General features: G+C 72.4%; 19 protein-coding genes and 1 pseudogene. 9 read left to right on the forward strand and 11 right to left on the reverse strand.

The window, feature by feature from the left end:
• Positions 1-181 precede the first annotated feature (181 nt).
• Entirely contained in the window at positions 182-943 is a 762-nt protein-coding gene (locus ACFWVP_RS09780; RefSeq protein ID WP_384495119.1) for a GntR family transcriptional regulator, read from the reverse strand.
• A 93-nt stretch (positions 944-1,036) separates the two neighbouring features.
• Between ACFWVP_RS09780 and ACFWVP_RS09785 the strand changes: the two genes are divergently transcribed.
• Positions 1,037-2,071, forward strand: a complete 1,035-nt coding sequence (locus ACFWVP_RS09785) for a Gfo/Idh/MocA family oxidoreductase (protein WP_384495121.1) — start codon at positions 1,037-1,039, stop codon at positions 2,069-2,071.
• Here the strand turns inward: ACFWVP_RS09785 and ACFWVP_RS09790 are convergent.
• The 4 genes from ACFWVP_RS09790 to ACFWVP_RS09805 all read right to left on the reverse strand — a co-directional run bounded on the left by ACFWVP_RS09790 (position 2,047) and on the right by ACFWVP_RS09805 (position 6,953).
• Positions 2,047-3,243 carry a cytochrome P450 gene (locus ACFWVP_RS09790; RefSeq protein ID WP_384495122.1) on the reverse strand — a complete coding sequence of 399 codons (1,197 nt, stop codon included), beginning with the start codon at positions 3,241-3,243 and terminating at the stop codon, positions 2,047-2,049. The genes ACFWVP_RS09785 and ACFWVP_RS09790 overlap by 25 nt on opposite strands.
• A 152-nt stretch (positions 3,244-3,395) precedes the next feature.
• A complete protein-coding gene (locus tag ACFWVP_RS09795) occupies positions 3,396-4,571 on the reverse strand; it encodes a cytochrome P450 (RefSeq protein WP_384495123.1) in 1,176 nt (391 codons plus the stop codon).
• 400 nt (positions 4,572-4,971) lie between these two features.
• Positions 4,972-5,712 (reverse strand): response regulator, encoded by a 741-nt coding sequence (locus ACFWVP_RS09800; RefSeq protein ID WP_384495125.1) that lies wholly within the window; start codon positions 5,710-5,712, stop codon positions 4,972-4,974.
• Positions 5,709-6,953, reverse strand: coding sequence for a sensor histidine kinase (locus ACFWVP_RS09805; protein ID WP_384495127.1), 1,245 nt, complete (start codon positions 6,951-6,953; stop codon positions 5,709-5,711). The genes ACFWVP_RS09800 and ACFWVP_RS09805 overlap by 4 nt, the downstream gene beginning before the upstream one ends.
• A 144-nt stretch (positions 6,954-7,097) precedes the next feature.
• Here ACFWVP_RS09805 and ACFWVP_RS09810 point away from each other — a divergent pair, with 144 nt between their 5' ends.
• Entirely contained in the window at positions 7,098-7,301 is a 204-nt protein-coding gene (locus ACFWVP_RS09810; RefSeq protein WP_384495128.1) for a hypothetical protein, read from the forward strand.
• Here the strand turns inward: ACFWVP_RS09810 and ACFWVP_RS09815 are convergent.
• The gene (locus ACFWVP_RS09815) at positions 7,291-8,211 is read right to left on the reverse strand and encodes a DMT family transporter (RefSeq protein ID WP_384495130.1); all 921 of its coding nucleotides are present in this window, start codon (positions 8,209-8,211) and stop codon (positions 7,291-7,293) included. The genes ACFWVP_RS09810 and ACFWVP_RS09815 overlap by 11 nt on opposite strands.
• Positions 8,212-8,431: 220 nt before the next feature.
• Here ACFWVP_RS09815 and ACFWVP_RS09820 point away from each other — a divergent pair, with 220 nt between their 5' ends.
• The gene (locus ACFWVP_RS09820; RefSeq protein ID WP_384495132.1) at positions 8,432-9,076 is read left to right on the forward strand and encodes a TetR/AcrR family transcriptional regulator; all 645 of its coding nucleotides are present in this window, start codon (positions 8,432-8,434) and stop codon (positions 9,074-9,076) included.
• A 105-nt stretch (positions 9,077-9,181) separates the two neighbouring features.
• On the opposite strand, the gene ACFWVP_RS09825 is transcribed toward ACFWVP_RS09820, so the two are convergent.
• On the reverse strand, positions 9,182-9,805 hold the full coding sequence (locus ACFWVP_RS09825) for a dihydrofolate reductase family protein (RefSeq protein WP_384495134.1): 624 nt from the start codon (positions 9,803-9,805) through the stop codon (positions 9,182-9,184).
• Positions 9,806-10,020: 215 nt separating this feature from the next.
• Here ACFWVP_RS09825 and ACFWVP_RS09830 point away from each other — a divergent pair, with 215 nt between their 5' ends.
• Positions 10,021-10,776, forward strand: coding sequence for an SDR family NAD(P)-dependent oxidoreductase (locus ACFWVP_RS09830; protein WP_384495136.1), 756 nt, complete (start codon positions 10,021-10,023; stop codon positions 10,774-10,776).
• A gap of 72 nt (positions 10,777-10,848) precedes the next feature.
• Positions 10,849-11,685, forward strand: a complete 837-nt coding sequence (locus tag ACFWVP_RS09835) for an aldo/keto reductase (protein WP_384495138.1) — start codon at positions 10,849-10,851, stop codon at positions 11,683-11,685.
• 36 nt (positions 11,686-11,721) lie between these two features.
• On the opposite strand, the gene ACFWVP_RS09840 is transcribed toward ACFWVP_RS09835, so the two are convergent.
• From ACFWVP_RS09840 to allB, 3 genes are all read right to left on the reverse strand, one after another.
• Positions 11,722-12,051 (reverse strand): putative quinol monooxygenase, encoded by a 330-nt coding sequence (locus ACFWVP_RS09840; RefSeq protein WP_384495140.1) that lies wholly within the window; start codon positions 12,049-12,051, stop codon positions 11,722-11,724.
• Positions 12,052-12,206: 155 nt separating this feature from the next.
• Entirely contained in the window at positions 12,207-13,322 is a 1,116-nt protein-coding gene (gene alc / locus ACFWVP_RS09845) for an allantoicase (protein ID WP_384495142.1), read from the reverse strand.
• Between the two features lie 3 nt (positions 13,323-13,325).
• Positions 13,326-14,693, reverse strand: a complete 1,368-nt coding sequence (gene allB, locus ACFWVP_RS09850) for an allantoinase AllB (protein WP_384495144.1) — start codon at positions 14,691-14,693, stop codon at positions 13,326-13,328.
• A gap of 334 nt (positions 14,694-15,027) precedes the next feature.
• On the opposite strand from allB, the gene ACFWVP_RS09855 reads away from it, so the two are divergent.
• Positions 15,028-15,831, forward strand: coding sequence for an IclR family transcriptional regulator (locus tag ACFWVP_RS09855; RefSeq protein WP_384495146.1), 804 nt, complete (start codon positions 15,028-15,030; stop codon positions 15,829-15,831).
• Positions 15,832-16,017: 186 nt separating this feature from the next.
• Positions 16,018-16,377, forward strand: a pseudogene (locus ACFWVP_RS09860) (response regulator transcription factor); the annotation flags it as partial.
• 10 nt (positions 16,378-16,387) lie between these two features.
• On the opposite strand, the gene ACFWVP_RS09865 reads toward ACFWVP_RS09860, so the two are convergent.
• On the reverse strand, positions 16,388-16,702 hold the full coding sequence (locus tag ACFWVP_RS09865) for a DUF5955 family protein (protein WP_384495164.1): 315 nt from the start codon (positions 16,700-16,702) through the stop codon (positions 16,388-16,390).
• A 185-nt stretch (positions 16,703-16,887) separates the two neighbouring features.
• On the opposite strand from ACFWVP_RS09865, the gene ACFWVP_RS09870 reads away from it, so the two are divergent.
• Both ACFWVP_RS09870 and aceB read left to right on the forward strand, forming a co-directional pair.
• Positions 16,888-17,493, forward strand: a complete 606-nt coding sequence (locus tag ACFWVP_RS09870) for an NTP transferase domain-containing protein (RefSeq protein WP_384495148.1) — start codon at positions 16,888-16,890, stop codon at positions 17,491-17,493.
• A gap of 256 nt (positions 17,494-17,749) precedes the next feature.
• Positions 17,750-19,369, forward strand: coding sequence for a malate synthase A (gene aceB / locus ACFWVP_RS09875; RefSeq protein ID WP_384495150.1), 1,620 nt, complete (start codon positions 17,750-17,752; stop codon positions 19,367-19,369).
• Positions 19,370-19,501 lie beyond the last annotated feature (132 nt).

The raw sequence follows: 19,501 nt of genomic DNA on the forward strand, positions 1-19,501 counted from the left end.
CCAAGTATCCCCGAGCCCGTCCGGGGACGGCCCGGCAGGGGCGTGGCGGCGATTCGGTGACCGTGCCCCTTCCGTCGACCCGCCGCGGGATTGCGGCTGTGGGAGTTCTAGCCGCCTTACATGACCCCGTCAACACATTGTCCGTACGTTCTCACGCGGGGACCGTACGGGGACGGGTCCCTCAGGGGCGTACCAGCAGCTGGAACTCGAAGGCGTACCGCGAGGCCCGGTAGACGTGGGAGCCGAATTCGACCGCCCTGCCGCCGTCGTCGAAGGTGGTCCGTTCCATCGTCAGCAGCGGGGCGCCGGCGGGCTCGGCGAGCAGCTCCCCCTCCTCGGCGGTGGCGGCCCGGGCGCCCACGGACTGGCGGGCGCTGTGCAGGGTGATGCCGGTGGAACGCATCATCCGGTACAGCCCGGTCGACTCCAGCCGCTCGGTGCCGAGATCGAGCAGCTGGGGCGGCAGGTGGTTACGCAGGAGGGCCATGGGCTCGTCGTAGGCGTAGCGCAGCCGCTCGACGAGGTGGACGCCGCTGCCCTCCGCCACCCCGAGTGCGGCGGCGACGCCGGCCGTCGCGGGCTCGACCGTGTTGCGCAGGACGCGGGTCGTGGGGCGGCGGCCGGCCGCCTCCAGGTCGTCGTAGAGACTGCTCAGTTCGAGCGGCCGCCTGATGCGGCTGTGCACGACCTGGGTACCGATCCCCCGGCGGCGAACCATCAGGCCCTTGTCGACGAGTGACTGGATGGCCTGCCGGACGGTGGGCCGGGACAGCCCGAGCCGCGCGGCGAGCTCCAGCTCGTTGCCCAGGAGACTTCCGGGTGCGAGGAGGCCCTGCTCGATGGCCGTCTCCAGCTGCCGGGCCAGCTGGTAGTAGAGCGGGACGGGGCTGTTGCGGTCCACACCCAGGCCCAGGGCGGCGGAGTCGGCGGTGGGTTTGGGCACGGCAGGGAGCGTACCCCGTCACCTCACTCCCGCACCCGCGAATTGTCAGGACATATAGTTGACAGCGCAGCCGGTGGGCGGCACGTTGAGTCCATGCGCATCGGACTCATCGGCACCGGCCGGATCGGTTCCTTCCACGCGGGCGTCCTGGCACGCCATCCCGCGGTCGGCGCCCTGGTGGTGACGGATCCCGACGCGGCCCGTGCCGCGCGGGTCGCGGAGCGGACCGGTGCCACCATGGCCGCGTCGGCGGCCGAGGTCCTCGCCTCCGGGGTGGACGCGGTCGTCATCACCTCGGCCACCTCGGCGCACGCGGAGCTCATCGGCCGGGCGGCGCGGGCGGGCCTGCCGGCGTTCTGCGAGAAGCCGATCGCCCTGGACCTGCCGGGGACGCTGGGCGCACTGCGCGAGGTCGAGCGCGCGAACAGTGTGCTCCAGCTCGGATTCATGCGCCGGTTCGACGCCGGTTACGCCGCGGCGCGCGCCGCCGTGCGTAGCGGCTCCCTGGGCCGGCTGCACACCGTGCGGGCGGCGACGTCCGACCCCGCTCCCCCGCCCGCGGCCTATCTGCCGCTCTCCGGCGGCCTGTTCAGGGACTGTCTGGTGCACGACTTCGACATCCTGCGCTGGGTGACGGGCCGTGAGGTGACGGAGGTTTACGCCACCGGGTCGGACGCCGGCCCCCCGATCTTCCGCGCCGCGGGCGACGTGGACACGGCCGCCGCCCTGCTGACCCTGGACGACGGCACGCTCGCCACCGCCACGGCCACCCGGTGCAACGGGGCGGGCTACGACGTACGCATGGAGCTGGCGGGCGAGCGGGACCAGATCGCGGTCGGGCTCGACGACCGTACGCCGCTGACCTCGGCGGAACCCCAGGGCCCGCCGGCGCCGGCCAGACCGTGGCCCGGGTTCCTGGAGCGGTTCGCCCCCGCGTACGAGGCGGAACTGGACGCCTTCGTCGGTGTCGTACGCGGGGAGGCGGACAACCCGTGCGACGGCCGGGAGGCGCTGCACGCGCTGCGGATCGCCGAGGCGTGCGAGCTCTCGCGCGCGGAGCGCCGGCCCGTACGGATGTCGGAGATCCCCGGCGTCCGACCGCGCTACCAGGCGACCGGCAGCTGCTGAGGACCCCGTATCAACATGCCGGTGCGCCAGGGAAGGTTGGCCGGATCGGCGTCGAGCCGCAGCCCCGGGCAGCGTTCCAGCAGCGACCCGATGGCGATCCGGGCCTCGATACGGGCCAGTGGGGCGCCCAGGCAGTAGTGGATGCCGTGGCCGAAGGCGACGTGCCCGCGGGCGTCCCGGGTGATGTCGAAGCGCCCGGCGTCCGGGAAGCGGGCGGGGTCGCGGTTGCAGTCGGCCATGGCGATCAGCACGAGCTCGCCGCCCCCGGGGATCACCGTGCCCGCGATGTCGAGCGGTTCGGTGGTGAAGCGGTACGTGGGGGTCTCGATCGGCCCCTCGTAGCGGAGTGTCTCCTCCACCGCGTTGTCGATCAGGCCCGGGTCGGCGCGCAGCGCGGCGAGCTGGTCGGGGTGGGTCAGCAGGTTGAGGACACCGTTGGTGACGAGGTTGACGGTGGTCTCGTGGCCCGCGACGAGCAGCAGCCAGGCCATGCCGATGAGTTCGTCGGGGCCGAGCCGGTCGCCGTCGTCGTCGGCCGTGTGGATCAGCGCGCTCATCAGGTCGGTTCCGGGGGCGGTGCGCTTCTCCTCCAGGAGCTCCTTCAGGTATCCGCCCATGGCGGCGGTGGCCCGGGTGCGCGCCTCGGGGTCGACGGAGGACACGGCGGTGTTGGACCAGGCGCGGAAGGCCTGCCGGTCCAGGGTGGGCACACCCAGCAGTTCGCAGATGACGGCCATCGGCAGCGGGAACGACAGGGCCTCGACCAGGTCGGCTTCCCGGCCGGGCCCGGCGAGCAGGGTGTCGAGCAGTTCGTCCGTCATCTCCTGGATGCGCGGGGCGAGCTGTTCCATCCGCCGTAGGGTGAACTCCCGGCTCACCAGCTTCCGCAGCCGGGTGTGGTCGGGGGCGTCCGAGCCGAGCATCGACTTGCCCGCCGACACCTTGCTCACCCCGAGCGACGGCGACGCCCGCTGCCAGTCCTTGGCCAGGCGCTGGTCGGCGAGGAGCGCGCGCCCCGCGTCGTATCCGACGACGAGCCAGGCGTCGGTGCCCTCCGGGATCCGGACCCGGTGCACCGGCCCGCGGGCCCGGAGTTCCGCGTAGACGGGGTACGGATCGCGGGTGAAGTCGTCTCCGAGTGCGGCGAGGTCGACGGTCGCTTCGGTGGTCAACGCGGTTCCCTTCGGGTCAGCTGTGCGGACGTGTCGACGTGTCTACGTGCTGAGGTGTCTACGTGCTGAGGTGTCCGGCCCGGCGTCTGACAGGTGCTCTCCGGCCCTCCCCGGGCCGCCCGCCCGGCCCGACGGCGATGGCGGCCCTCGCCTCACCAGCGGACCGGCAGGGTGCGGACCCCCCGGATCAGCGTCCCGGGCAGCCAGTCCGGCTGCCCGCCGTCCGGGTCCCGTACGAGTCCGGGACAGCGGTCCAGCAGCGCCCGCACCGCGATCCGTCCCTCCATACGGGCCAGCGGCGCGCCGAGGCAGTAGTGCATGCCGTGCCCGAACGCCAGATGCCCCTGTGCCTCGCGCCGGATGTCGAAGGTGTCCGCGTCCGGATAACGGCCGGGGTCCCGGTCCGCCGAGGCCAGGGCGACGAGGACCGGTTCGCCGGCCGGAATGACCTGGGAGCCGACCCGCACGGCTTCCCTGGTGAAGCGGAAGGTGGCGTTCTCGACCGGGCCGTCGTAGCGGAGCATCTCCTCGACCGCCCCGTCGATCAGCTCGGGTCGGGCCCGGAGCAGGGCGAGCTGATCCGGGTGGTCCAGGAGTGCGCGTACGCCGTTGGATATCAGGTTCACGGTCGTCTCGTGGCCCGCGACCAGGAGCAGGAAGGCCATGCCGACCAGTTCCTCGGGCGACAACCGGTCGCCGGCCTCGTCGCGCGCCTGGATCAGGGCGCTCATCAGGTCCTCGCCCGGCGCGGCGCGCTTGTCCTCGATGAGTTCGTCGAGGTAGGTGCCCATGGCGTGGACGGCCGCGCCCTCCGTCTCGCGCGAGACGGGGGCGACGATGGCGTTGGAGAGCTGCCGGAACCTGTCCCGGTCCAGGTCGGGTACGCCGATCAGCTCGCAGATCACGGTCATCGGCAGCGGGAAGGCGAGGGCGTCGACGAGATCGGCGCTTCCGGCGGGCACCATCGCGTCGAGGAGTTCACCGGTGATCTGCTCGACGCGCGGGCGCAGGGCCTCGATGCGGCGGGGGGTGAACTCACGGGAGACGAGCTTGCGCAGCCGGGCGTGCTCCGGTCCGTCCATCTCCAGCATGTTGGCGTTGATCGGGTTGCTCGACGCCTCCCACCTGTCGGACAGCCGCCAGTCCTTGCCGAACCGCTGGTCCGCGAGCGCCGCGCGGGCCTCCTCGTAACCGACGATCAGCCGGATCGGGTGGTCGAGGCCGTCGGTACGGATGGTGTGTACGGGGCCTTCGGCGCGCAGCTTCGCGTAGTAGGGATACGGATTCGCGGTGAAGTCCGGCACCTCACGCAGGTCGACCACGGACATGGGTCCGTCCCCCTCTCGGTCTGATCCGTTCAGCGTAGAACAACAGAAGTGCCCTGCCTGGGCGTTCGGGTACGCGGGCGGGTGAGGGTGCGCGGGCGCTTTTCGTGTCCTTCTCTCCCGTCCCGGCCGAGGCAGGCGCCCCTCGACGCGTTCCACGGGCCGACGCGTCCTGGACCGCCGGGCACGACGGAGGACTACGACGCACCGTCCTCGGACGCGTCGCCGTCCTGCGCCTGTCGGCGTTCCTGGCCGTGTCGCCCGCGGTCACCACCCGCAGGGTGCGCGGCACCTGGCGCCCGTCCGGCGCCGGCCGGGTTCGTCCTGCCGGCCCGGCGTCTCGGTGTTCCCGCTGTCTCTTGCGTCGCGTGTCTGGTCCGCGGTCCGGGGTGGTGGCGGGGCATCAGTCGTCCCGTCCGCCGCCCCCGCCCCCGCCCCGGTCCTCGTCCTCGTCCTCGTCCAGCAGTCCGGCGTCGTGCACCAGCAGGGCGATCTGGACGCGGTTGTTGAGTTCGAGCCGGGCGAGGATCCGGGAGACGTGCGCCTTCACGGTCGCCACGCTCAGATGGAGGGCGGCGGCGATCTCCGCGTTGGAGCTGCCGCGCCCGACCGCCGCGGCCACGTCCCGCTCACGCTCGGCGAGCGCGGCGTACCGCCGGCGCGCACGGGCCCTGCGAGCCGACCGGTCGTCCGTGACGCCGCCCGCCGCGCGGGCCATCAGCCGACGCGTGACAGCGGGTGAGAGGACCGGCTCACCGGCGGCGACCCGCCGGACGGCGTCGACGATCCGCGCGGGCGGGGTGTCCTTCAGGACGAATCCGGCAGCCCCCGCGCGGATGGCCCGCAGCACCTGCTCGTCGGCGTGGAAGGTGGTGAGGACGACGACCTCGGGCGCGTCCGGCCTGCGCCGCAGCAGTTCGGTCGCGGCCAGCCCGTCCATGCCCGGCATCCGGATGTCCATGAGCACCACGTCGGGGCGCAACCGGTCGACCAGGGCGGCGACTTCGCTGCCGTCGGCGCCCTCCCCGACGATGTCGACGCCGGCGGCTCCGCCCAGCATCAGGGCGAGCCCGGCCCGTACGAGCGGGTCGTCGTCGACGATGATCAGCCGGACCGGCGGCGCCGGAGTGGTGGGGGTGCTCATGCGGGCCACGGTAGCCGGGCGCGTACCGCGAATCCGCCGTCGGGCCGGGGTCCGTGCTCCAGGCCGCCGCCCGCGAGGGTGGCACGTTCGACGAGGCCGATGAGCCCCTGGCCCGATCCGGGGACGGGCTCGAAGGGTTCGCGGGGCGGGGGGTTGGTCACCTCGATGGTCAGTCCGTCGCCCGGACCGCCGGCCACGGCGACGGTGACGGGGGTGCCGGGTGCGTGCTTACGGGCATTGGTGAGGGCTTCCTGGGCGATGCGGTAGACGGTGCGTCCGGTGGCCGCGGGCGCGTCGGCCGGGTCGGCGACGCGGTTGTCGAGAGTGACCTCCATGCCGGCCGACCGGGACTCCTCGATCAGCGCGTCCAGAGTGACGAGGGTGGGCTGCGGCCGGTTGCCCTCGTCTCCGTCGCCGGGGGCCCGCAGGACGCCGATGATCTCGCGCAGGTCCTGGAGAGCTTCGTGGGCGCTGTCCCGGATGACGCCCGCGGCCCTGCCGACCTCGGCCGGGGGCGCGTCGGGCCGGAATTCGAGGGCGCCCGCGTGGACGCTGAGCAGGGTCAGCCGGTGGGCGAGGACGTCGTGCATCTCGCGGGCGATGGCCTCACGGGCCAGCCGCTGGGCCCGTTCGGCGCGGAGGTCGGCCTCGGCCTCGGCCCGGCGGGCCCGTTCGCGCAGTGTGACGACCAGTTGGCGCCCGGAGCGTACGACCATGCCCCAGCTGATCACCAGCAGGACCAGCAGCACGCCGATGACGGTGGAGACGACGAAGGAGGTCCCGGGGTCCGGGCGCAGCATCGGCTGGAGAGGGGCGACGGCGATGGCGCCCGCGGCGACGATCGCCACCGGTCTGAACGGCCGGTGCACGGCCAGGCTGAACAGGGCGACCAGCAGGGCCCCGGCCGCGACCGGTTCCACGACGCCGACGACCGTGAGGACCGCGGCGAGAGCCACCGGCCACCGGCGCCGGACCCAGAGAGCGCAGCAGGCGGCGGCCCCGATCAGGGAGTCGGCGAAGACGATGCCGTCCGGGGTGGTGGTGTCGGCGTCGATCGCGCCGAGGGCGAGCACCCCGACGCCCGCTGCGCAGAGGAAGGCCGTGATGTCGACGGCCCAGTCCCGTACGGTCCGCCGCGACCGGCCGCGGCCGACGGGGCCGCCCGGGTCTGCCGGGTCGGTGGGCAGCTCGTGATCGGCCAGGGCCGAGGGGAGCAGCCAGCGGTATTCCGTACGCGTCATGTCGACGAACCTACGCAGCCGGGAGGTCCGGCGGGCGTTTCACACCTAGGGGTAGACCGAAGTCACGAGGTCCGAGACTTTCGGCGGAGCCCCGCAGACCGTCGGCCGACGCGGGCCCGGGACGGTGCCCGACAGGCTCGGGGGATGAGGAAATTCGTGGAGACGGTCGGATTCATCGTGTTCGCCCAGGGCGCCGCCGGACTGCTGTACGAGTGGACGGGGTGGTTCCGGCTGTGGGCCCTGGTGACGAGACTCGACTTCCTGGACGACTACGGGCTCTTCGTCAACATCGTGCTGGTCGTGACCGGCGCCGCGGTGATGATCTCGGCGGACGCGATCAGGACCTGACCTCCACGCTGCGGCGCCCCCACGCGGTGCCCGCCAGGACGAGGGCCCCGCCCAGCGCCCCGAGGACACCGAGGCGCTCTCCCCCGATCGCGATGCCGACGGCGGCGGCCCAGAGGGGTTCCGTACCGAGCAGCAGGCTGACCCGGGACGGCGAGGTGCGGCGTACGGACCACATCTGCACGAAGAAGGCGAACAGCGTGCAGAAGACGGAGAGGAAGATCAGCCCCGCCCACTCGGCCGCGCCGAAGCCCGCCGCGACCGTCCAGGGCGCCGGGCCTGTTCCGGGGACCGTGGCGAGCACGGCGAAGACCGCCACCGCGCTGCCGAGCTGCACGGTGGTCAGGGACAGCGAGTCCGCCTCCCGGACCGACCTCATGCGTGCCATGGCCAGGACGTGGACGGTTCGGGCGAGGGCGGCGAGCAGCATCAGCAGGTCGCCCGCCGAGGGGCTGGTGAAGCCGCCGCCCTGGGTCAGCAGCACCACACCGGCGACGGAGAGTCCGGCGGCGGTGAGGAAGGTGCGGGGCGGCCGGGTCCGGGTCACGGCGGCCTCGGCGAGCGGGGTGAAGATCATCGTGAGGCTGATGATGAGCCCGGCGTTGGTCGCCGAGGTGTGGACGACGCCGTAGGTCTCCAGCAGGAAGATCCCGCTGAGCACGAGCCCCAGCAGTCCGGCGCCCCGCCACTGCGCCGCGTTCAGCGACCGCAGCCCGCGCCACCCGGCCACGGCCAGGACGGGCAGCACGATCGCGAAGCGCAGCACGAGGACGGCGATCACGGTGTGCGTGGTGGTGATGCCCTTGGCCGCGAGATAGCTGGCGCCCCAGACGACGGCGACGAGCAGGACGGGCAGGTCCGTGACCCACGCGCGGCGGGGCGGCGCGAGGGCGGGCAGGGCGACAGAGGACACGTGGTTCTCCTGGTTCTCCACAGGCAACGATGTGGAGACCTCGCCGGCTCACACGGGGAGCGGTCACCGTATCGAACGGACACCCTTCGCGGGAACCTCTGCCCGAGGGGCGGTCCGGCCGTCCGCTCCCAGGGGTTGTCCCGTGCCGAAGCGGTCTCGCGGCAGTGACGGGCCCTCCTAGAATGTCGGTCTTGGACGCTCGGACACACGGAGTTGGCACATGGGTGGAGCGCGACCGGACGGACGGGTCGAGCGGGGGAACCAGACCAGGCAGCTGGTCCTGGGGCGCGCGGTCCAGGTCGCTTCGACGGAGGGGCTGGAGGGCCTGTCGCTCGGCCGGCTCGCCACGGAGCTGAAGCTGAGCAAGAGCGGCGTCTTCGCGCTCTTCGGCTCGAAGGAGGAGCTGCAGCTCGCCACCGTACGCGCCGCCGTGAGCGTCTTCGTCGAGCACGTGCTGACCCCGACGAGGGCCGTGGAGCCGGGGCTCGGCCGTGTCTGGCGGATGTGTGAGAGCTGGCTCTCGTACTCGCAGCAGAGGGTGTTCCGCGGCGGCTGCTTCTTCTACGCGACCATCGCGGAGTTCGACTCACGGGCGGGCAAGGTGCATGACGCGCTGGCGTCCACGCAGACCGGCTGGGTGACGTTCGTGGAGGAGACCATCGAGGGGGCCCGGGTGCGCGGGGAGCTCGCACAGGACACGGACGTCTCCCAACTGGCCTTCGAACTCATCGCGTTCATGGAGCTGGCCAACGCCGAGTCCGTCCTGCACAACAACAACCCGGGGTACACGAAGGCGTCGCGGGCGATCCTGGGCCGGTTGCGGGCCGCCACGACGGCCGAGGAGCTGCTGCCCGCGGCGCCCTGAAGGCTGCTGGTCGCGGCGCGCTCACGGCTGCTGCCCGCGGCGCGTCCCGGACGTCCGTAGGGGCCGCCTGCCGCGCTCACGCGTGCTCACCTGTGGTCCCGGCGCTCACGCGTCCCCCGCGAACGTCCCGAAGCGTGCGTGTCCGGCGGGCCGGTAGGTCTGGACGGCGACACCGCTCGCCGTGGTCCGCGCGTCGGTCAGCTCGAAGGCCGTCGGCAGGCCGCCGTCCGGGAAGAGCCGTCGGCCGCGGCCCAGGAAGACGGGGTGGACCAGCAGGTGGTACTCGTCGATGACGTCGTACGGCATCAGCGACCGGGCGAGTGCGCCGCTGCCGTGGATCTGCAGCTCGCCCTCCTCCGTCCGCTCCTTCAGCCGGGCGACCTCGGCCGCCACGTCACCGGACACCACCGTGGTGTTCTCCCACTCGGGGTCCTTCAGCGTCGTGGAGACGACGTGTTTGGTCAGGGTGTTGAGCCGGGCGGCGATCCGGTCCTCGGGGTCGGTCACCCTGGGCCAGTAGGCCGAGAAGATGTCGTACGTCCGTCGTCCGAGGAGGAAGGCGCCCGCCCGGTCGAAGGTCTCGTTCGCGTACTCGATCATGCCCTCGTCGGCGAAGGGCACCATCCAGCCGCCGCACTCGAAGCCGCCCGAAGGGTCCTCCTCGGGGCCTCCGGGAGCCTGCATGACGCCGTCGAGGGTCACGAACGTGGTGAGGGTCAGCTTCGCCATGGTCCTGCTCCTTCGCATCCCTGCCCACGGTTCCCGGCAGTCCGTGTACCCCCACCTGTCCAGACCCCACTTTCGGACGGAACTCATCGGTACGCCCGGTGGCGGGCCGCCTTAGGTGTCCGTTTCCCGCCGGTGCCGACGAGCCCGAGGGACTTTCCTTGTCCTTGCCGCCGCCATACCGGCCCGGCGGCCTCCCGGACGGACAGGAACCAGCCATGACCAGCGACAACAGCACCACCGGCAGTACCCGGACCGCGCTCGTGACCGGTGGGAGCCGCGGCATCGGTGCGGCCGCCGCCCTCCGGCTCGCCCGCGACGGCGCCGATGTCGCCTTCACCTACGTCCAGGACAAGGAGGCCGCCGAGGCGGTCGTCCGCCGGATCGAGGGCTACGGCCGCCGCGCCGTCGCCCTGCGGTCCGACGCGGTGGACGCGGAGGCCGCCGCGGCGGCCGTGCCCGAGGCGGCGGACGCACTGGGGCGGCTCGACATCCTCGTCAACAACGCGGGCATCGGCGTCCTGGGCCCCATCACGGACCTCGCTCCGGCCGATGTGGACCGGGTGCTCTCCGTGAACGTACGCGCGGTGTTCCTGGCCTGCCGGGCCGCGGCCGGCCGACTGGCCGACGGGGGCCGCATCATCTCGGTGGGCACGGCGCTGAGCAGGTACGCCGGCGGCCCCGGCAGCACCCTGTACGCGATGAGCAAGTCCGCCCTGTCCGGCCTCACCAAGCCGCTCGCCCGGGAGCTCGGGCCGCGCGGCATCACGGTGAACCTGATCCAGCCCGGCCCCGTCGACACCGACCTCAATCCGGCGGACGGCCCGTTCGCCGCCGGTCAGCGCTCCGCCACCGCGCTGGACCGGTTCGGCACGACGGACGAAGTGGCCTCGCTGGTCGCCTACCTGGCGAGCACGGAGGCGGCCTACATCACCGGCACGGAGGTGGTGGTGGACGGCGGCCACGCCGCGTAGGGCACGCCACGCCGCCCTGTTCCGGCGCCCCGCCTACGCTGGCAGGGACGGTACGGACACGAGAGGCACACCATGAGCCAGACCCCGCCCCCGGTACACACGCTCAACGACGGCCGCGCCCTCCCCGCTGTGGGACTCGGCACCTGGCCGCTCGACGACGAGGCGGCCGAACAGGCCGTCGCCGGGGCGCTGGGTCTGGGCTACCGGCTCGTGGACACCGCGCTGAACTACCGCAACGAGACCGGCACGGGGCGCGGCATCGCCCGCGGCGGCGTCCCCCGCGAGGACCTCTTCGTCACCACCAAGGTGCCCGGCCGGCATCACGGGTACGAGGAGACCCTGGCCTCGTTCGAGGAGTCCCGGCGCAATCTGGGGCTTGAGTACGTCGACCTCTACCTCATCCACTGGCCGCTGCCGCGGGTGGGCAGGTACGTGGACACCTGGAAGGCGATGCTCAAGCTCCGCGCGGACGGTCTCGTACGTTCCGTCGGCGTCTCCAACTTCACGGCGGCCCATCTGGACCGGCTGGAGCAGGAGACGGGTGTGGTACCCGCCGTGAACCAGATCGAGATGCACCCGCTGTTCCCCCAGGCGGAGTTGCGTGCGGTGCACGCCGCCAGGGGGATCCGCACGGAGAGCTGGAGCCCGCTGGCCCGTGGGCGCCAGGTGCTGGAGGACCCGGCGGTGGTGGCCGCCGCCGAGGCGCACGGGGTCACCCCGGGCCAGGTGGTGCTGCGGTGGCACACCCAGCTGGGCGCGGTGCCGATCCCGAAGTCCGCCGACCCCGGGCGGCAGCGGGAGAACCTGGACCTGTTCGGGTTCGAGCTGACGCCGGAGGAGCTGGAGCGGATCGGGTCTGGGCCGTCGCACCGCTTCGGCGGCGACCCCGAGACGCACGAGGAGTTCTGACCGGCGGCGGGCGGGCCGCTCCGTGCGGTCCCCGCCCTACCGGTTGCGCGGGGTGACCTCCGCCATCCGGGACCAGTCGTCGCCCGGTACGTCGACGTTGATGATCTCCGGGACCTCGGCGACGAGCTCGGACATGGTCTCGATCGCCGCCTTGAAGTGGTCGGAGTTCACGTGCGCCACGCCCGCCTCCTGCGAGGCGAAGGCTTCGAGCAGGACGAACTGGTCGGGGTTCTCGACGCTGTACGACCACTCGAAGAAGAGGTTGCCCGGTTCCTGACGGGTGGCCAGCGTGAAAGCGTCCACGGCCGGTAGCCAGTTGTCGCGCTCGGCGGTGCGGACGGTGAACTTGACGGCGATGAAGATCATGGCAACTCCTGGTCGGGGTGGTGCACTCCGTATCGGGCAGCGACCAGGTTCCCATATGCCCACAGGGCGGGCACGCCCGGCACACCCGCGTGCCGCCGGACGCGCCCGCCCCGGGGGCCGCCCCCGGGGCATCCTCGGGGGTGTCCTGGGCGCCGTTATCCGCCGAGCTCCTGGTGACGGGCCGTCAGTCGCGCGGCGCCGTCCTCGGTCAGTGAGCCGAAGAGCCGCAACCGCGAGATCCCGCCGTCCGGGAAGATGTCCATCCGGACACGCGTGCCCCGTACGGGCTCCGGCAGGACGAAGCGGTGGTCGGTGTCGGGCTGCAGCCGGGTGCGGGGCAGGACCTCGGTCCACTCCTCGCCCTCCCCGTCGCTCACCGAAAGCCTCGCCCAGCCCGCCGCGTTGCCCTTGAGGTAGGCGGTGTCGATCTCGACCGCCCGGATCTCCGACTGGGCGGCCAGCCGGTAGCGGATCCAGTCGTTGCCCTTGTCCCGTCGGCGGCGGGTCTCCCAGCCGTCGTCCATCTTGTGCGAGCGGCCCGGCGCGATGGTGTTCGTGGCCGGCGAGTAGAAGCGGTCGGACGCGTCCTCGACCTGCCCGCCGTTCTCCAGGGCCGCGAGGTCGAACGTACCGAGCGCGGTGAGCCATGCCGGGTCGGGAGCCACCTCGCCGTACACCCGCAGCCTGGCTATGCCGCCGTCCGGGTGCTGGTTGACCCGGAGGTGGGTGAAGCGCTGCTCGGCGTCGACCACGAAGCCGTTGGCCGCGTGGCCGCCGACGGCCGTGCGGGGCACGAGGGTCGTCCACTTCACGGCGGGCCCCAGAAGGTCCTCGGGGGACGGCGATCCGGGCAGGGAGACCGCCTCGACGGACACGGACTGCGGGTAGTTGCCCCGGAAGTGGGCGGTGTCGACGACCAGGCCGCGGATGACTCCGGGTGCGCCGAGGCGTACGAGGGCCCAGTCGTGGTCCTCGTCGGTGGGGTGGGGCTCATGGGCGCCCGTACCGCGACGCCGGCGGGTCTCCCAGCCGTCCATGATCTTGCCCTTGTGGCCGAAGCGCTCCGGGTCGAACGCGGCGGGCTCCGGCTTCAGCAGGTTCTCGCGCTCGGCGAAGAACTCGTCGTTGGCGGCGATGACACCCGCGCCGAGCCGCCGGTCGGCGAGGTCGACGAGCGAGGTGAACGGGAAGTCGGCGGTGCGGTAGTCGGCGTACGGGTCGCCGCCTCGGTACGGGCTCGCGTCGCCGGTGAAGTGCCGTGTCGGCGTCATGGGTCAGTGGTTCCTTTCGAGGAGGCGGCCGGCGGGTCCGGTGAGCACGCCGTCGGCCGCGATCCGCTTTCCGCGCAGCCAGGTGGACCTGACGACGCCGTGCAGCGTCCGGCCCGCGTAGGCGGTCACCTGGTTGCGGTGGAAGAGCTCGGCCGGATCGACGGTGAAGGTCGCGTCGGGGTCGAGGACCGCGAAGTCGGCGTCGCGTCCGGCCTCGACGGCGCCCTTGCGGGTGAGTCCGGCGAGTGCGGCGGGGGCGGCGGACATCCAGCGGGCGACGTCGTCGAGGGTGTGGCCGCGTCGGCGCGCCTCGGTCCAGATGGCGGGCAGGCCGAGCTGCAGGGAGGAGATGCCTCCCCAGGCGGAGGCGAAGTCCGGGGTCTTCAGGTCCGTGGTGCAGGGTGAGTGGTCGGAGACGATGCAGTCGATCGTGCCGTCGGCCAGCCCGGCCCAGAGCGCGTCCTGGTTGGCCGCCTCCCGGATGGGCGGGCAGCACTTGAACTCCGTTGCCCCGTCGGGGACTTCCTCGGCCGTGAGGGTGAGGAAGTGCGGGCAGGACTCGACGGTGACCTGTACGCCCTCGCGTCTGGCCTCGGCGATCAGCGGCAGGGCGTCGGCGGAGGAGAGGTGCAGGACGTGGACGCGGGCGTTCAGCCGCCGCGCGTGGGCGACGAGCCCTTCGATCGCGGCGTTCTCCGCGACGCGCGGCCGGGAGGCCAGGAAGTCGGCGTACGCGGGTCCGCCGCGCTGCGGGGCCAACTCCAGGTGGCGGGGGTCCTCGGCGTGCACGATGAGGAGTCCGCCGAAGCCGGCGATCTCGGCCATGGAGCGCGCCAGTTGCTCCTGGTCCAGCTCGGGGAACTCCTCGACGCCGGAGGGCGAGAGGAAGCACTTGAAGCCGAACACCCCGGCCTCGTGCAAGGGGCGGAGGTCCTTCGTGTTGGACGGGATCGCACCGCCCCAGAAACCGGTGTCGATGTGCGCCTTGGACGCGGCCACCCTTTGCTTGGTGCGCAGGTGTTCGACGGTGGTGGTCGGCGGGAGCGAGTTGAGCGGCATGTCGAGGAGCGTCGTGACGCCGCCCGCGGCGGCGGCCCGGGTGGCGGTCCAGAAGCCCTCCCACTCGGTGCGGCCGGGGTCGTTCACATGGACGTGGGTGTCGACGAGGCCGGGCAGCAGCACGTCGTCGCCGAGGTCCTCCAGGCGGGCGTCCATGGGCACCTCGGCGTCGTACGGGAGGACGGCCTCGATCACCCCGCCGGCCACGGCGACCGTCGCGGCCCGGGTCCCCTCCGGGGTCACGACGCGCGTGGAACGCAGCACCAGCCTCACGTCCGTCTCCCTTTCCGCTTCCGCGTCCGCACCGGGCACCCGTGCTCCTCCCTCAGAAATTCAACGAACTGTTGAAGGAGTCTTCACTCGGGGGCACGGCCCGTCAAGACCCCACCTTCCTCGCGGGACGCCCAGGGGACCACTCGCACCGCGCGACAGAGATTTCCACGAAGCAAAAGTTCAATTTCGGCATACGGAACGTAGACTGACCCGGGAGCGGCACCACCGAGCCTGCGGCCAGGCTACGACCCGGCCGCCGACGACGGGACAGAACGGGCCCTGACCGGCAAGGACGCCACACCGGGAGCAGTGGGCCGATCGGGAACAGCCCGGTAGGCTGCTGCCTTGCCCCTGCCTCGAAAGGACCGTTGACGTGCCGCCGTCCCACGCCAGCACTTCCGACTCCAAGCCCGCCGGTTCCAGCGGCGGGGTGCAGTCCCTCGAACGCGCCTTCGATCTGCTGGAGCGTATGGCGGATGCCGGGGGTGAGGTCGGGCTCAGCGAGCTCTCCGCGAGCAGCGGACTGCCGCTGCCGACCATCCACCGGCTGATGCGCACCCTGGTGGTGTGCGGCTACGTGCGTCAGCAGCCCAACCGGCGTTACGCCCTGGGCCCGCGTCTGATCCGGCTCGGCGAGTCGGCGTCCCGGCTGCTGGGGACCTGGGCGCGGCCGTACCTCCAGCGGCTGGTCGAGGAGACCGGCGAGACGGCGAACATGGCACTGCTGGACGGGGACGAGATCGTGTACGTCGCCCAGGTGCCGTCGAAGCACTCGATGCGGATGTTCACCGAGGTGGGCCGCCGGGTGCTGCCGCACTCCACGGGTGTGGGCAAGGCCCTCCTCGCCGACACCCCGGCGGACGAGGTCCGGGCGTTGCTGGCCCGTACGGGCATGCCCGCGGCCACCGAGAAGACGATCACCACCCCGGACGGTTTCCTGGACGCGCTGGAGCAGGTGCGCAGGGCGGGCTACGCGGTGGACGACAACGAGCAGGAGATCGGGGTGCGCTGCCTCGCGGTGTCGGTGCCCAACTCCCCCACATCCGCGGCCATTTCCATCTCCGGTCCGGCGGGACGGGTGACGGAGGCGGCGACGGAGCGGATCGTGCCGATCCTGCGGCAGACCGCGAAGGAGCTCTCCGAGGCGCTGGCCAGCAGCGGCGGCTCACCGGGCTGACCCCTCCCGGGCCACGGACCGGCCCCCTCGAATCAGGCCGGGAGGGCCGGTGCGGTCCCAGTGGCCGGACCCGCGCGGCCCGGACCGGTCGGCCGGACAGATTCACCATCACCCGCGGCGGTCGGTGAGGGCAGCAGGTTCGGCTGCTGGAAGACGATGCCGATGCGGTCCCGGCACAGGACCCTGGACGGGGTCATCCTGGCCGCCGTCGAGGCGGGGGCCGGCGACTGTCCGCCCAGGGACGCTTCCCCGGAGGAGCCGGCGGCGGTGCGCACGGCGAGGGCCGGCCGCTCGGCCCTGGCCCCGGCGGTCGCGCACCGGCCGATGGACCGGATGCGCGCCCCCCGCACAGGCCCTCACCGAACGCGAGCTGGAAGTACTCCAGCCGGCCGGCGAGGCCTGTCGAACCGGCAGATGAGCAAACGGCTGTTCCTGAGCCAGGCGACGATGAAGTCCCGTCCGGTGCACCTCTACGCCGAGCTGGGCGTCGACTCACGCACCTCGGCGGTCGCGACGGCCACCGCACGCCGGCTGATCCGGCGCTGATCTCACGGCCTCACGGGTGGCGCGGCGGCTCCCCGAAGAGGTCCACGGCGATCCGTACGTCCCGCAGGCCGGGCGCCAGTGCGCTGACCGAGCCGATCGCCCCCGCGACCAGCAGCAGCGAACGGCGGAGCCGGGGGATCTCGGGCGTGCCGCTGACCGCCATGGCGTCCAGGGCCGCCAGCTCGTCCTCGGCGATGCCCCGGTCCGGGAACTCGGACGGGTGGCCGGCCAGCTCCCGGCGGAGCCGGGAGACCGCCGTACGCAATTCCGTCACCCTCGGATCCTCGTCACTGCGCAACCGCTTCTGCCCCGCACTTCGCAACAGAGCACTCCCCCCTCGTACCACCGCGTGCCGTCTGTTCATCGGTCCCGGGTGCGGTCAAGTGCCCAGGGATGCCCGCAAGTTAACGCCATGAAAGGCGGCGTGCGCCACCGCGCGGCCACAAAAGAGTACCCGTGGGAGTGACATCCTTTTCGCCTGTGCGAAGGGGGCAGTGGTATCCAGGGCTCATGGCTCACACACAACCCGCCCCCGTGATCGCCGGGCTGCTGCTCGCCGCGGGTGGAGGCCGTCGGCTCGGTGGCCGGCCGAAGGCCCTGCTGGAACACCGTGACCGTCCTCTGGTCGAACACGCGGTGCGGGCGCTGCGCAACGGCGGGTGCGGCCCCGTCCATGTGGTGCTGGGCGCGGCGGCCGAGGAGGTGCGGGCACGGGCGGACCTCTCGGGGTGCGAGGTGACCGTCAACCCCTGGTGGGAGGAGGGCATGGGCTCCTCGCTCCGCGCGGGGCTCGGGGTCCTGGTCGGCTCGGACGTGGACGCGGCACTGGTGGCCCTGGTCGACCAGCCGGGGATCGGGGCGGAGGCGGTGGCGCGGGTGCGGTCGGCCTACCGCACCCGTCGGACCCTCGCGGCGGCGGCGTACGACGGACAGCGGGGCCATCCGGTGCTGTTCGGGGCAGACCGGTGGGCGGACATCGCCGCAGGCGCGATCGGCGACCGGGGCGCCCGGGAGTATCTGCGGGCGCACCACGATGCGATCACGCTCGTCGAGTGTTCCGATGTGGCTCAGGTGTTCGACATCGACAGGCCGGAGGACCTCACGCGACTGGAGTGAACGGACAGTACGTGCCCTGGCACGGTGCGCCACCGCGACCCGACCTCTGTCGACCCGGAGAATCTCGACATCAACAAACCATTGAACTTCCACCATGAGGAAACTAATATCCACTGATCAGAAGCCCGCAGTACCGCTTCTGCCCCCGGGCGGCACCCACGGCCGTACCTCGGAGCCCTGGCACCCCGTGCCGCACCGGGCGACCCGGCGACCGTGGCACACCGTCCGTACCGCCCCGCTGAAGGAGTGACAGCTCATGTCCGCACCAGCGCCGTCCCCGCTGGCCGTCGTCGATGCCGAGTCCCTGCCGAGGCAGGACGAGGTCCTGACCGATGCGGCCCTCGCGTTCGTGGCCGAGCTGCACCGCCGGTTCACGCCGCGCCGCGACGAGCTGCTCGCCCGCCGGGGCGAGCGCCGCGCCGAGATCGCGCGCACCTCCACGCTGGACTTCCTGCCGGAAACGGCGGCGATCCGCGCGGACGACTCCTGGAAGGTCGCACCGGCCCCGGCCGCGCTGGACGACCGCCGGGTGGAGATCACCGGTCCGACCGACCGCAAGATGACCATCAACGCCCTGAACTCGGGCGCCAAGGTCTGGCTCGCCGACTTCGAGGACGCGTCCGCCCCCACGTGGGAGAACGTGATCACCGGCCAGCTCAACCTGATCGACGCGTACACCCGCACCATCGACTTCACCGACCCGAGGTCCGGCAAGTCCTACGCCCTCAAGCCCGCCGACGAGCTCGCGACCGTGGTCACCCGCCCGCGCGGCTGGCACCTGGACGAGCGCCACCTCCAGCTCGACGGCACCCCGGTGCCCGGCGCGCTGGTCGACTTCGGCCTCTACTTCTTCCACAACGCCCAGCGGCTGATCGACCTCGGCAAGGGCCCGTACTTCTACCTCCCGAAGACGGAGTCGCACCTGGAGGCCCGCCTCTGGAACGACATCTTCGTCTTCGCCCAGGACTACGTGGGCATCCCGCGGGGCACGGTCCGCGCGACCGTCCTGATCGAGACGATCACCGCCGCGTACGAGATGGAGGAGATCCTCTACGAGCTCCGCGACCACGCCTCCGGGCTGAACGCCGGCCGTTGGGACTACCTGTTCTCCATCGTCAAGAACTTCCGCGACGGCGGCCCGAAGTTCGTGCTGCCCGACCGCAACCTGGTCACGATGACCGCCCCGTTCATGCGGGCGTACACCGAACTCCTGGTCCGCACCTGCCACAAGCGCGGGGCGCACGCCATCGGCGGCATGGCGGCCTTCATCCCCTCACGACGTGACGCCGAGGTCAACAAGGTCGCCTTCGAGAAGGTCAAGGCCGACAAGGACCGCGAGGCGAACGACGGCTTCGACGGCTCCTGGGTGGCCCACCCGGACCTCGTCCCCATCGCCATGGCCTCGTTCGACGCGGTCCTCGGCGAGAGGCCGAACCAGAGGGAACGGCTGCGCGAGGACGTCTCGGTCGCGGCCGGCGACCTGATCGCCATCGACTCCCTGGACGCGAAGCCCACGTACGACGGCCTGCGCAACGCCGTCGCGGTCGGCATCCGCTACATCGAGGCATGGCTGCGGGGCATGGGCGCGGTCGCCATCTTCAACCTGATGGAGGACGCGGCCACCGCGGAGATCTCGCGCTCGCAGATCTGGCAGTGGATCAACGCCGACGTGGTCTTCGAGAACGGCGAACACGCCACGGCGGACCTGGCCCGCAGGATCGCGGCCGAGGAACTGACCGCCATCCGCACGGAGCTCGGCGACGAGACCTTCGCAGCGGGCAAGTGGCAGCAGGCCCACGACCTGCTGCTCCAGGTCTCCCTGGACCAGGACTACGCGGACTTCCTGACGCTGCCGGCGTACGAGCAGCTGCGCTGAGCCTCGTACACCTGGGTCCCGTAGACCCGAGGGCCGCGGCGCCCCCCCCCCCCCGCCGGGGGGGGGGGGCGGGGCGCCCGCCGGGGGGGGGGGGGCGGGGAAACGGCGGGGACGGCGGGCCCCCCCCCCCAC

Origin of the sequence: Streptomyces sp. NPDC058637, from assembly GCF_042717325.1 — a bacterium.
Taxonomy (GTDB): Bacteria; Actinomycetota; Actinomycetes; order Streptomycetales; family Streptomycetaceae; genus Streptomyces.